The sequence below is a fragment of the Streptomyces sp. NBC_00390 genome, assembly GCF_036057275.1.
Taxonomy (GTDB): Bacteria; Actinomycetota; Actinomycetes; order Streptomycetales; family Streptomycetaceae; genus Streptomyces.
This window is the reverse complement of sequence record NZ_CP107945.1, coordinates 2,433,065-2,445,735: the sequence shown is the minus strand read 5'-3', so window position 1 is coordinate 2,445,735 and position 12,671 is coordinate 2,433,065. Positions and strand designations below refer to the sequence as shown.

Below are 12,671 nucleotides of genomic sequence, written 5' to 3'. Positions count from 1 at the left end.
CGGACAAACGCGTTGGCGCCGTCCCGGTCCTACCGTGGGGCACAGACACACCCCCACTACTTCGGAAGGGCCGGGACCCGGACAATGACTTCCACCCACGCCTTCTGGCTCGCCGGCCGCCAGGCCACCGGCGAGACCGCCTTCGACGTCACCTCGCCCTGGGACAACCGTCTCGTCGGCAGGGTCTCCGTCCCCACCGAAGCCCAGGTGGAGGAGGCGGTCGCCGCCGCTCACGCCGTCGTGGACGAGTTCGCGGCCACGCCGGCCCACGTACGCGCCGCAGCGCTCGACCATGTGTCCAGGCGCCTCGTCGAGCGCACCGAGGAGATCGCCCAGCTGATCTCCGCCGAGAACGGCAAGCCGATCAAGTGGGCGCGTGGCGAGGTCGGCCGCGCCGTCTCCGTCTTCCGGTTCGCCGCCGAGGAGGCCCGTCGCTTCAACGGCGGCGAGGCCCAGCGCCTCGACACCGACGCCGGCGGCCAGGGCCGCCTCGCGCTCACCCGCCGCTTCCCCAAGGGTGTCGTCCTCGGCATCGCGCCGTTCAACTTCCCTCTGAACCTGTGCGCCCACAAGATCGCCCCGGCCATCGCCGTCGGCGCGCCGATCATCCTCAAGCCCGCCCCGGCGACGCCGCTGTCCGGCCTGATCCTCGGTGAACTGCTCGCCGAGACCGAGCTGCCCGCCGGTTCCTGGTCCGTGCTCCCGGTCCCGAACGATCAGATGCCCGCCCTCGTCCAGGACGAGCGCCTGCCGGTCATCTCCTTCACCGGCTCCGACAAGGTCGGCTACGCGATCATGGACTCCGTCCCGCGCAAGCACTGCACCCTGGAGCTCGGCGGCAACGGCGCGGCCGTGGTCCTCGCCGACTGGTCCTCCGAGGCGGACCTGGACTGGGCGGCGACCCGTATCGCCACCTTCTCGAACTACCAGGGCGGCCAGTCCTGCATCTCCGTGCAGCGCGTGATCGCCGACGCGACCGTGTACGACCGGCTGCTGCCGAAGATCGTCGCGGCGGTCGAGGCCCAGGTCACCGGCGACCCGTCCGACTCCGCCACCGATGTCGGCCCGCTCGTCAGCGAGGACGCCGCCCTGCGGGTGGAGTCCTGGGTCGACGAGGCCGTGCGCGGCGGCGCCAAGCTGCTGGCGGGCGGCAAGCGTGACGGTGCCTCGTACGCGCCCACCGTTCTCACCGAGGTCCCGGGCGATGTCACCCTGGCCTGCGAGGAGGTCTTCGGACCAGTGCTCACGGTGACCAAGGCGGACGGCGAGGCGGAGGCCTTCGCGGCCGTCAACGACTCCAAGTACGGCCTGCAGGCAGGCGTGTTCACGCACGACGTGCAGACCGCCTTCCGCGCCCACCGTGCCCTCGAGGTCGGCGGCGTGATCGTCGGAGACGTTCCGTCCTACCGTGCCGACCAGATGCCGTACGGCGGAGCCAAGCAGTCCGGCGTCGGCCGCGAGGGTGTGCGCTTCGCGATGGACGACTACACGTACGAGCGGGTGCTGGTCCTGACGGGCCTCGCCCTCTAGGACACGACGGACCGACGGCCGGAGCCCACTGTGCGGGGGCTCCGGCCGTTGCCGTCCCCCGGACGGGCTCCCCGACCGGTTCGAGGGCCAGGATTCCCCCCAGGTTCCCTCCACTGCGGTACACCCACTGGTGGGGCGGGAAGGAATCGGGTACTACGGACGAGTAGCACCGGCCGGTACCGGCGCGCCCCGGCCGACGCCCGGCACGACCCCGACTCGCGGCGAGGTGAGCCTCATGTCCGCACCACCCGACAAGCCCGTCGACACGTCACTCCAGACACCGATCGACCAACCCCACACCCCGAAGGTCAGCGAGCGCGAAGCGCGACAGGTCGCCGAAGCCGCGCGCGAACAGGCCTGGCGCAAGCCGAGCTTCGCCAAGGAACTGTTCCTGGGCCGCTTCCGGCTCGACCTGATCCACCCGCACCCGATGCCCTCCGGTGAGGCCACCAGGCGGGGCGAGGAATTCCTCTCGAAACTGCGCGACTTCTGTGAGACGAAGATCGACGGCGCGCTCATCGAGCGCGAGGCGCGGATCCCGGACGAGGTCATCAACGGGCTCAAGGAGCTCGGTGCCCTCGGCATGAAGACGGACCCCAAGTACGGCGGCCTCGGTCTCACGCAGGTGTACTACAACAAGGCCCTCGCCCTGGTCGGTTCGGCGAACCCGGCGATCGGCGCGCTGCTGTCGGCGCACCAGTCGATCGGTGTGCCCCAGCCGCTGAAGCAGTTCGGCACCCAGGAGCAGAAGGACAAGTTCCTGCCGCGACTGGCCACCAGCGCCATCTCGGCCTTCCTGCTCACCGAGCCGGACGTCGGCTCCGACCCCGCCCGCCTGGCCACCACGGCCGTCCCGGACGGCGACTCGTACATCCTCGACGGCGTCAAGCTGTGGACCACCAACGGGGTCGTCGCCGACCTCCTCGTGGTCATGGCCCGGGTGCCGAAGTCCGAGGGTCACAAGGGCGGTATCACGGCCTTCGTCGTCGAAGCGGCGAGCGAGGGCATCACCGTCGAGAACCGCAACGCCTTCATGGGACTGCGCGGCCTGGAGAACGGCGTCACCCGCTTCCACCGGGTGCGGGTCCCCGCCGAGAACCGCATCGGGGCCGAAGGTGCGGGCCTCAAGATCGCCCTGACCACCCTCAACACCGGTCGGCTCTCGCTGCCCGCGATGTGCGTCGGCTCCGGCAAGTGGTGCCTGAAGATCGCCCGGGAGTGGTCGGCGGCCCGCGAGCAGTGGGGCAGGCCCGTCGCCAAGCACGAAGCGGTCGGCGCCAAGATCTCCTTCATCGCGGCGACCACGTTCGCGCTGGAGGCGGTCGTCGATCTCTCGTCCCAGATGGCCGACGAGGACCGCAACGACATCCGCATCGAGGCGGCGCTGGCCAAGCTCTACGGCTCCGAGATGGGCTGGCTCATGGCCGACGAGCTGGTCCAGATCCGCGGCGGCCGCGGCTTCGAGACCGCCGAATCGCTCGCGGCGCGCGGCGAACGGGCCGTCCCCGCCGAGCAGATGCTGCGTGACATGCGCATCAACCGCATCTTCGAGGGCTCGACCGAGATCATGCATCTGCTGATCGCCCGTGAGGCGGTCGACGCCCATCTCGCGGTCGCCGGCGACATCATCGACCCCGACAAGCCGTTCTCGGCCAAGGCCAAGGCGGGGGCGAACGCGGCGGCCTTCTACGCCCGCTGGCTGCCCAAACTGGTCACCGGGCCCGGTCATCTGCCCCGTACCTACGCGGAGTTCCACCCGGCCGGGCATCCCGACCTCGCCGCGCATCTGCGCTACGTCGAGCGGAACGCCCGCAAGCTGGCCCGGTCCACCTTCTACGCGATGTCGCGCTGGCAGGGCCGCATGGAGACCAAACAGGGCTTCCTTGGCCGGATCGTCGACATCGGCGCCGAGCTGTTCGCGATGAGCGCGGCCTGCGTACGCGCCGAGCACATGCGCCTGGCCGGCGAGCACGGCCGCGAGGCGTACCAACTGGCCGACGTCTTCTGCCACCAGTCCCGTATCCGCGTCGAGGAACTGTTCACGCGTCTGTGGTCCAACACCGACGACCTGGACCGCAAGGTCGTGAACGGCGTCCTGTCGGGTACGTACACCTGGCTGGAGGAGGGCGTCATCGACCCCAGTGGCGAAGGCCCCTGGATCGCGGACGCAACCCCGGGCCCCGCGACCCGAGCGAACGTCCACCGCCCGATCCACTGAGCCGGACCCGGGGCGGGCGGGGTGCGTCCACACGCTGGACGTACCCCGCCCGCCCGTGGCTTTCGCGGGCAGCACGAGTGCCCGTGACCGTCGTCGAGCCTTGACGCGGCCGCTGGTACAGGACGGACCGAGGGCTTCGCCGAAGGACTGACCCGTCCCGGGTACGCGGTGGAGCGCGGCCCCGACACCTGGTGCGTCGAGGGCCGCCCGGCCGGCCCCGCGGTCGCCGAGGCCGACGCCTGCGGCTGGACGGCGCCACCTCCGCCCGCTTCCTGCCGACGCCGGCGCCTACCGCTCCGACGTCTGCGCGCAGATGCTCCGCCGGCCGCTCGGCCCGCTCACCGGCGCCCCTTTGTACCCCGGCATCACCTACGACGCCCCCGGCTGTGTCCGTAAAGACCCTCCCCGGTTTCCACACCGCATCCGCGGCGCTGCGGCAGGCCCGGAACGACCGGCGCCCACCGGCCGCGGCGGCCCGGGGCAGGACGCACAAGGGACGCACTGTCAGTGCCGACAGCGACAGCGGCCACAATGGGGGGATGAGCGACAGCCCATCCCCCCTGGCCGACCCGCACATCGTCTACGCCCCCGATGAGGGCGCAGGCCGCCGGGACATCGTGGTCCTCGGCTCCACCGGGTCCATCGGCACCCAGGCCATCGACCTCGTCCTGCGCAACCCCGACCGCTTCCGCGTCACCGCGCTGTCCGCCGCCGGCGGCCGGGTCGCGCTGCTCGCCGAGCAGGCGCGGCAGCTGGGGGTGGAGAAGGTCGCGGTGGCCCGAGAGGACGCGGTGCCCGCCCTGCGCGAGGCGCTGGCCGAGCAGTACGGTGCCGAGCCGCTGCCCGAGATCCTGGCCGGCCCGGACGCCGCGACCGAGCTCGCCGCCTCTCCCTGCCACACCGTGCTCAACGGCATCACCGGTTCCATCGGTCTCGCTCCCACCCTTGCCGCGCTGGAAGCAGGCCGAACGCTCGCGCTGGCCAACAAGGAGTCGCTCATCGTCGGCGGGCCGCTGGTCAAGGCGCTCGCCAAGCCCGGCCAGATCATCCCGGTCGACTCCGAGCACGCCGCCCTGTTCCAGGCGCTGGCCTGCGGGACCCGGGCGGATGTACGCAAGCTGGTGGTGACGGCCTCCGGCGGCCCGTTCCGGGGCCGCACGAAGGCGGACCTGTCGAACGTCACCCCCGAGGACGCCCTGGCCCACCCGACCTGGGCCATGGGCCCGGTGATCACGGTCAACAGCGCCACGCTGGTCAACAAGGGCCTCGAGGTCATCGAGGCCCATCTGCTCTACGACATCCCCTTCGACCGCATCGAGGTCGTCGTCCACCCCCAGTCGTACGTCCACTCCATGGTGGAGTTCACCGACGGCTCGACGCTGGCCCAGGCCACCCCTCCCGACATGCGCGGCCCCATCGCCATCGGTATCGGCTGGCCCGAGCGGGTCCCGGACGCGGCCCCCGCGTTCGACTGGTCCACGGCTTCGACGTGGGAGTTCTTCCCGCTCGACAACGAGGCGTTCCCCTCCGTCGGACTCGCCCGGCATGTGGGCGAGCTGGGCGGAACGGCTCCGGCGGTGTTCAATGCCGCGAACGAGGAGTGTGTGGACGCATTTCTCGCAGGGCGGCTGCCGTTCAACGGCATCATGGATACGGTCACTCAGGTCGTCACCGAACACGGAGTGCCCGCACCGGGAACTTCCCTGACGGTGGCGGACGTCCTGGAAGCGGAGACCTGGGCCCGGGCCCGGGCCCGTGAACTCGCCGCAGAGCACTCGGAGGCGCACGCATGATCTGGATGACGATCCTCGGCATACTGGTCTTCGCCGTAGGTCTGCTCGTCTCGATCGCCTGGCACGAGCTGGGGCATCTGTCCACCGCCAAGCTCTTCGGCATCCGCGTACCGCAGTACATGGTCGGCTTCGGCCCGACCATCTGGTCACGCAACAAGGGCGAGACGGAGTACGGGCTCAAGGCGATTCCGCTCGGCGGCTACATCCGCATGATCGGCATGTTCCCGCCCGGTGAGGACGGCAGGGTCGAGGCCCGCTCCACCTCCCCGTGGCGCAGCATGATCGAGGACGCCCGCTCGGCCGCGTACGAGGAACTGCAGCCGGGCGACGAGAAGCGGCTCTTCTACACGCGCAAGCCGTGGAAGCGCGTGATCGTCATGTTCGCCGGCCCGTTCATGAACCTGATCCTGGCCTTCGTACTGCTCCTCGGCGTATTCATGGTCGTGGGCGTGACGCAGCAGACCACGACGGTCGACTCGGTCCAGCCCTGCGTCATCCAGCTGAGCGAGAAGCGCACCGACTGCCGCAAGAGCGACCCGGTCGCCCCGGCCAAGGCCGCAGGCCTCGAGTCAGGTGACAAGATCGTCGCGTTCGACGGAAAGCCGGTGGCGGACTGGCCGACCCTGTCCGAGCGCATCCGTGAGTCCAGGGGGGCTGTCACCGTCACCGTCGAGCGTGACGGGCAGCAGAAGGTGCTGAACGCCACCCTCATCGAGAACACGGTCAGCAAGAGGGACGAGAACGGCAACCCCGTCCCGGGCACCCAGAAGGCCGGCTACCTCGGCTTCACCGCGCAGCAGATCGACGAGCCCCTCGCCTTCGGGCAGTCCATCGACCGCATGGGGATCATGATGGAGGACGGCGTCCAGGCGCTCGTCGCCATGCCGTCCAAGATCCCCGACCTGTGGGACGCGGCCTTCAACGGTGCCGAACGCAAGGCGGACTCCCCGGTCGGCATCGTGGGCGCGGCTCGCATCAGCGGTGAGATCTTCGGTTTGGAACTGCCGGTGGAGAACACGCTGGGCATGGCTGTGTTCCTCATCGCCGGCTTCAACCTCTCGCTGTTCCTGTTCAACATGCTGCCGCTGCTGCCTCTTGACGGTGGCCATATCGCGGGCGCGCTGTGGGAGTCCCTGCGCCGTAAGCTCGCGCGCCTGTTCAAGAGGCCCGACCCGGGCCCGTTCGACGTCGCCAAGCTGATGCCGCTCGCCTACGTCGTCGCGGGTGTCTTCGTCTGCTTCACGCTGCTCGTGCTCGTCGCGGACGTCGTCAACCCGGTGCGTATCTCCTGAACGACGGGCCCGGACACCTCGGGTGTCCGGGCCCGTACCAATGGGTGGACACAGCCACGCGATGTGCTGCGCGCAAGGTGCGTGCCGTAATCTCGGAGGCCGGAGCCCGCCCATCCGGGACCTTGATCCACACCTTGGGGTTGCACAGCAGATGACCGCGATTTCTCTGGGAATGCCGTCCGTTCCGACGAAGCTCGCCGAGCGCCGGGCCAGCCGCAAGATCCAGGTCGGATCGGTGGCCGTCGGCGGTGACGCACCCGTGTCCGTGCAGTCGATGACGACGACGCGCACCTCGGACATCGGTGCCACGCTGCAGCAGATCGCGGAGCTGACCGCGTCCGGCTGCCAGATCGTGCGGGTCGCCTGCCCCACTCAGGACGATGCCGACGCACTCGCGACCATCGCCAAGAAGTCGCAGATCCCGGTCATCGCGGACATCCACTTCCAGCCGAAGTACGTCTTCGCCGCGATCGACGCCGGCTGCGCCGCGGTCCGGGTGAACCCGGGCAACATCAAGCAGTTCGACGACAAGGTCAAGGAGATCGCCAAGGCGGCCGGTGACGCGGGCACCCCGATCCGCATCGGGGTCAACGCCGGATCGCTCGACGCGCGACTGCTGAAGAAGTACGGCAAGGCCACCCCCGAGGCGCTCGTCGAGTCGGCGCTGTGGGAGGCGTCCCTCTTCGAGGAGCACGGCTTCCGCGACATCAAGATCTCCGTCAAGCACAACGACCCGGTCGTCATGGTCAACGCCTACCGGCAGCTGGCCGCGCAGTGCGACTACCCGCTGCACCTGGGCGTCACCGAGGCCGGCCCCGCCTTCCAGGGCACCATCAAGTCCGCGGTCGCCTTCGGGGCACTGCTCAGCGAGGGCATCGGCGACACGATCCGGGTGTCCCTGTCCGCCCCGCCCGCCGAAGAGGTCAAGGTCGGCATCCAGATCCTCGAATCGCTGAACCTCCGCCAGCGCCGCCTGGAGATCGTCTCCTGCCCGTCCTGCGGCCGCGCCCAGGTAGATGTCTACAAGCTCGCCGACCAGGTCAGCGCCGGTCTGGAGGGCATGGAGGTCCCGCTGCGCGTCGCCGTCATGGGCTGCGTCGTCAACGGCCCGGGCGAGGCCCGCGAGGCCGACCTCGGTGTGGCGTCGGGCAACGGCAAGGGCCAGATCTTCGTCAAGGGCGAGGTCATCAAGACCGTGCCCGAGTCGAAGATCGTCGAGACCCTCATCGAAGAGGCACTGAAGATCGCCGAGCAGATGGAGAAGGACGGCGTCGCCTCCGGCACTCCCGATGTGGTCGCCGTCGGTGAGCCCGCGGCGGCCCTCGGCTGACCCGTCCGCTCCCGCGACAACGATCAAGCCCCGGTGCAGACCCTGCGCCGGGGCTTCGTCGTGGGCGAGCCATCCGGGGGACACGCCAGGTACAGTGCGGAAATCAGCAGACCGCATGGTGAGGCCCCCTACGTGTTGACGCAGACCACCACCCGGGTGCTCGAACCGAGCGACCTCGGCGCAGCGCTCGCCATCCTCGAGAGCGAGCCCGTGACGAATGCTTTCGTCACCTCCCGCGTCCAGGTTGCCGGGCTGGACCCCTGGCGTCTGGGCGGCGAGATGTGGGGCTGGTACGCGGACGGGCAACTGCGCTCGCTGTGCTACTCCGGTGCCAACCTCGTCCCGATCTGTGCCACTCCCGACGCCGTACGCGCTTTCGCCGACCGCGCGCGCAGGTCCGGACGACGCTGCTCCTCCATCGTCGGTCCCTGCCAGCCGACCGCCCAGCTGTGGCGGCTGCTCGAACCGAGCTGGGGTCCGGCACGGGACGTACGCGCCCATCAGCCCCTGATGGTCACCGAACGGCTCCCGGACGACATCGAGCCCGATCCGCAGGTCCGCCGGATCCGCAAGAACGAGATGGAACTGATCATGCCGGCGTGCGTGGCGATGTTCACCGAAGAGGTGGGCATTTCCCCGATGGCGGGCGACGGCGGTCTGCTCTACCAGGCCCGGGTCGCGGAACTCGTCGGGGCCGGACGTTCCTTCGCCCGCATCGAGGACGGAAAGGTCGTCTTCAAGGCCGAGATCGGCGCCGCGACCCCGCAGGCCTGCCAGATCCAGGGGGTGTGGGTGGCTCCCGAGTTCCGGGGTCGCGGGCTGTCCGAGACCGGTATGGCGGCGGTGCTGCGCTACGCGCTCGCCGATGTCTCTCCGGTCGTCAGCCTCTATGTGAACGACTACAACACCGCGGCCCGGGCGGCGTACCGGCGGGTCGGCTTCAGTGAGGTCGGCGCCTTCATGAGCGTGCTGTTCTGAATCAGGAACGTACGGTTCAGAGGGCGGACAGCTGCAAGTAGGGTTCGGGCCATGGCAGCACTGTCTGGGGACCCGTCCCAGGAACCCGATGTCGTGGTCGGACCGCTCGAACTCTCCGCGCGGGTGGACGATGCCCTTGCCGTACAGGCGATCGCGTTCGGGCTCAGCGACGAAGAGATCGACATCCGCCGCTACATCGTGCTGCGGCATCTGCTCAACCGCGGCGCCCGCGCATTCGGCGCCACCACCGCGACCGGCCGGCTCGTCGGATTCGTCTACGGCATGCCCAACGAGCGCACCCACTGGTGGTCCACCATCGTCGAGCCGTATCTGCACAGCACGGGCAACGCAGGCTGGCTGAACGACGCCTTCGTGATCACCGAACTCCATGTGCACCCCAGATTCCAGGGGCGCGGCATCGGCCGGGAGCTGATCACAACGATCACCGACACAGCGGACGAGCCCCGCTCGATCCTGTCAGCGATCGACACCGAGAGCCCGGCCCGTGCCCTGTACCGCAGCCTCGGCTACCAGGACCTGGCCAGGCAGGTCATGTTCCCGAGCGCGCCGAGTCCGTACGCGGTGATGGGGGCTGCGCTGCCGCTGCAGCGGGGGAACTGATTTCCGCCTGAACGTGCGGCCCGGCTAACCTCCTGCACATCACACGTTCCGAGCAGGAGTTCACCATGGCCCAGGTCCAGCGCATGTCCCGTCTGATGATCAAGACACTGCGCGACGACCCGGCCGACGCCGAGACGCTCAGCCACAAGCTGCTCGTCCGTGCCGGTTATGTCCGCCGCAACGCCGCCGGAATCTGGTCCTGGCTGCCGCTCGGGAAGCGGGTCCTGGAGAACGTCACCCGCGTCGTACGCGAGGAGATGGACGCGATCGGCGCGCAGGAGGTTCTGCTGCCGGCCGTGCTGCCCAAGGAGCCGTACGAGGCCACGGGCCGCTGGGAGGAGTACGGCGCGGAGCTGTTCCGTCTCAAGGACCGCAAGGGCGCCGACTACCTGCTCGGCCCGACCCACGAAGAGATCTTCACCCAGCTGGTCAAGGACCAGTGCACGTCCTACAAGGACCTGCCGGTGATCCTCTACCAGATCCAGACCAAGTACCGCGACGAGGCGCGTCCGCGCTCCGGCATCCTGCGCGGCCGTGAGTTCCAGATGAAGGACTCGTACTCCTTCGACACCACGGACGAGGGCCTCGCCGAGTCGTACGCCCTGCACCGCGAGGCATACGTCAAGATCTTCGAGCGCCTCGGCCTCGACCACAAGATCGTCTCCGCGGTCTCCGGCGCCATGGGCGGCTCGGCGTCCGAGGAATTCCTCGCCCCGGCCGCGGCCGGCGAGGACACCTTCGTGTACTGCCCCTCGTGCGACTACGCGGCCAACACCGAGGCCGTCACCTTCGCGCTCGCCCCCGTCGACGGTGCCGCGCACGGTCCGGTCGAGGAGCTGGACACTCCCGACACCCCGACCATCGAGACGCTCGCCGACCACCTCGGCGTCCCGGCCTCCGCGACCCTGAAGAACCTGCTGGTCAAGGTTGACGGTGAGATCGTCGCCGTGGGCGTGCCGGGCGACCGCGAGGTCGACCTGGGCAAGCTGGGCGACCATCTGGCACCGGCGACCGTCGAGCTGGTCACCGCCGACGACTTCACCGACCGCCCCGACCTGGTCCGCGGATACGTCGGCCCGCAGGGTCTGGAGAAGGTCCGCTACATCGCCGACCCGCGCATCGCGCCCGGCACGGCGTGGATCACCGGTGCCAACAAGCCGGACACGCACGCGAAGAACGTCGTGGCGGGCCGTGACTTCGAGGTCGACGAGTACCTGGACGTCGTCGTGGTCGAGGACGGCGACCCGTGCCCCGCGTGCGCGACCGGCCTGAAGCTGGACCGCGCCATCGAGATCGGTCACATCTTCCAGCTCGGCCGCAAGTACGCCGACGCGTTCCAGCTCGACGTGCTCGGTCAGAACGGCAAGCCGGTTCGCGTCACCATGGGCTCGTACGGCATCGGCGTCTCACGCGCGGTGGCGGCACTGGCCGAGCAGACCGCCGACGAGCAGGGCCTGTGCTGGCCCCGCGAGATCGCCCCGGCCGACGTCCACGTGGTCGCCGCGGGCAAGGCGCTGCAGACGGAGCTGGCGCTCGACGTCGCCCAGCAGCTCGGCGCCGCGGGCCTGCGGGTGCTGGTGGACGACCGGGCGGGTGTCTCACCGGGCGTGAAGTTCACCGACGCGGAGCTGATCGGCGTCCCGAAGATCCTGGTGGCCGGGCGCCGCTCGGGCGAGGGAGTGCTGGAGCTGAAGGACCGGCGTACGGGGGAGCGCGAGGAGCTTTCGGTGGCGGAGGCGATCGCCCGCTTGCGCGCGTAGGTAGCGGGGGCGTTGCCCCCCATCCATCCTCCTACGCCTTGCGGCGTGGGGGGACCTCCACTTCCCGTGACCGGGGCAAGCCCCGGGCCCCGTACAGCCCTTCGGGCGGTCCCCCTGGACTGCGTCCGGGGCCCCCAGACGAGCTGACGCAGCCCGGCAGCGTCAGCCTCGCCGGCGCTTGAGGCGCGGGGTCCGGGGGCGAGCCCCCGGACACGGGAAGGGGCGGGACAGTGGGGTAGGGGAACCCGCCCCCGGGCAGCGGACTCGCCCGGGCTACAGCCAGCCCGCGAACTCCAGCGCCAGTTCCCCCTCCTGGAGCCGCCCCGCGGCAATCGCCCGTGTGCCCGACTCCACCGCCCGGAACAGCGTCCAGCCCCGCAGCCGGTCGCGGTCCACCTCCAGGGAGTCCGCGAGCTTGTTCACACGGCGGCGGGCCGCCGACGCGCCCGCAGAGGCCGCGATCAGGTCCTCGACCCGGTCGCGGACCAACCGAGCCAGGTCGTAGGCGCGTTCGCCCACCAAGGGCTCCGGGCCGACCGCGAGCCATGGCGTCCGGTCACCCGAAAGCACCTTGCCCTGGCGGAAGTTGCCGTGCAGCAGCTCCTCTTCGGGTGCGAACGCGGCGAGTTCGTCGCGCGCGTCCAGCGCCGCCGAGACCAGCTCCGCCACCCCCGGGTCGTCGAACTCCCGCATCGCCACGGCCTGTCGGGACGTACGCTGCGCGACTGTCTCGAAGGCGTGGTCCGCCGGCGGCTCGACCCACAGTCGCCGTACGGTGCCCGCCGCCTCCAGCAGCGCCTTCGCCTCCGGCAGGGAGCGCAGCGAGACATCGGGCTGCAGGCGCTCCAGCAACAGCGCGTCGTCGGCAGCGCCCAGCAGCCGTACCGCACCCCAGCCGTTCCAGTGCTCGAGCGCCGCCCGTTCCAGCTCGGGGGAGGCCGACGGTGGGGCGACCTTCAGTGCGGCGGGGGTGCCGTCGGGCTGTCGCACCAGAAGGACCAGACTGCTCCTGCCGCCCGGGGCCATGACGCGTTCGACTTCCAGACCGCTCCGGTCCACCGCCTCCTGGGCGAGGCCCGGCAGTTGCCCGAGCCAGTCGTCGCCCTCACCGAGTGCCCGGACCAGCCGCTGCGGCGGTTCGAAAGCCAT

At 70.2% G+C, this 12,671-nt stretch carries 9 protein-coding genes and 1 pseudogene; 9 read left to right on the top strand and 1 reads right to left on the bottom strand.

The genetic code is table 11. From position 1 onward, the window contains the following. Positions 1 to 84 precede the first annotated feature (84 nt). The 9 genes and pseudogenes from OHS70_RS09975 (at position 85) to OHS70_RS09935 (ending at position 11,522) form a co-directional block, all read left to right on the top strand. Positions 85 to 1,530, top strand: coding sequence for an aldehyde dehydrogenase family protein (locus tag OHS70_RS09975; protein WP_328395838.1), 1,446 nt, complete (start codon positions 85 to 87; stop codon positions 1,528 to 1,530). Between the two features lie 235 nt (positions 1,531 to 1,765). Then, positions 1,766 to 3,748, top strand: a complete 1,983-nt coding sequence (locus OHS70_RS09970) for an acyl-CoA dehydrogenase family protein (RefSeq protein ID WP_328395836.1) — start codon at positions 1,766 to 1,768, stop codon at positions 3,746 to 3,748. A gap of 55 nt (positions 3,749 to 3,803) precedes the next feature. Beyond that, positions 3,804 to 4,097 (top strand): annotated as a pseudogene (locus tag OHS70_RS09965) (3-phosphoshikimate 1-carboxyvinyltransferase); the annotation flags it as partial. Between the two features lie 190 nt (positions 4,098 to 4,287). Further along, positions 4,288 to 5,541, top strand: a complete 1,254-nt coding sequence (dxr, locus tag OHS70_RS09960) for a 1-deoxy-D-xylulose-5-phosphate reductoisomerase (protein WP_328395834.1) — start codon at positions 4,288 to 4,290, stop codon at positions 5,539 to 5,541. Then, complete coding sequence (locus tag OHS70_RS09955) at positions 5,538 to 6,833, top strand: M50 family metallopeptidase (protein WP_328395832.1); 1,296 nt, start codon at positions 5,538 to 5,540, stop codon at positions 6,831 to 6,833. Before dxr ends, OHS70_RS09955 begins: the two co-directional genes overlap by 4 nt. 151 nt (positions 6,834 to 6,984) lie before the next feature. Continuing rightward, positions 6,985 to 8,163 (top strand): flavodoxin-dependent (E)-4-hydroxy-3-methylbut-2-enyl-diphosphate synthase, encoded by a 1,179-nt coding sequence (ispG, locus tag OHS70_RS09950; protein ID WP_328395830.1) that lies wholly within the window; start codon positions 6,985 to 6,987, stop codon positions 8,161 to 8,163. A gap of 132 nt (positions 8,164 to 8,295) precedes the next feature. Next, on the top strand, positions 8,296 to 9,141 hold the full coding sequence (locus tag OHS70_RS09945; protein ID WP_328395828.1) for a GNAT family N-acetyltransferase: 846 nt from the start codon (positions 8,296 to 8,298) through the stop codon (positions 9,139 to 9,141). Positions 9,142 to 9,192: 51 nt separating this feature from the next. Beyond that, on the top strand, positions 9,193 to 9,762 hold the full coding sequence (locus tag OHS70_RS09940) for a GNAT family N-acetyltransferase (RefSeq protein ID WP_328395827.1): 570 nt from the start codon (positions 9,193 to 9,195) through the stop codon (positions 9,760 to 9,762). 65 nt (positions 9,763 to 9,827) lie between these two features. After that, on the top strand, positions 9,828 to 11,522 hold the full coding sequence (locus OHS70_RS09935) for a proline--tRNA ligase (protein WP_328395825.1): 1,695 nt from the start codon (positions 9,828 to 9,830) through the stop codon (positions 11,520 to 11,522). Between the two features lie 273 nt (positions 11,523 to 11,795). On the opposite strand, the gene OHS70_RS09930 is transcribed toward OHS70_RS09935, so the two are convergent. Continuing rightward, entirely contained in the window at positions 11,796 to 12,671 is an 876-nt protein-coding gene (locus tag OHS70_RS09930) for an aminoglycoside phosphotransferase family protein (RefSeq protein WP_328395823.1), read from the bottom strand.

Bases quoted from the DNA above. Each gene is read 5' to 3' on its own strand.
- OHS70_RS09930 (WP_328395823.1), bottom strand. From the start codon at position 12,671: ATGGCTTTCGAACCGCCGCAGCGGCTGGTCCGGGCACTCGGTGAGGGC.
- dxr (WP_328395834.1), top strand. From the start codon at position 4,288: ATGAGCGACAGCCCATCCCCCCTGGCCGACCCGCACATCGTCTACGCC.
- OHS70_RS09940 (WP_328395827.1), top strand. From the start codon at position 9,193: ATGGCAGCACTGTCTGGGGACCCGTCCCAGGAACCCGATGTCGTGGTC.
- OHS70_RS09970 (WP_328395836.1), top strand. From the start codon at position 1,766: ATGTCCGCACCACCCGACAAGCCCGTCGACACGTCACTCCAGACACCG.
- OHS70_RS09975 (WP_328395838.1), top strand. From the start codon at position 85: ATGACTTCCACCCACGCCTTCTGGCTCGCCGGCCGCCAGGCCACCGGC.
- ispG (WP_328395830.1), top strand. From the start codon at position 6,985: ATGACCGCGATTTCTCTGGGAATGCCGTCCGTTCCGACGAAGCTCGCC.
- OHS70_RS09955 (WP_328395832.1), top strand. From the start codon at position 5,538: ATGATCTGGATGACGATCCTCGGCATACTGGTCTTCGCCGTAGGTCTG.
- OHS70_RS09935 (WP_328395825.1), top strand. From the start codon at position 9,828: ATGGCCCAGGTCCAGCGCATGTCCCGTCTGATGATCAAGACACTGCGC.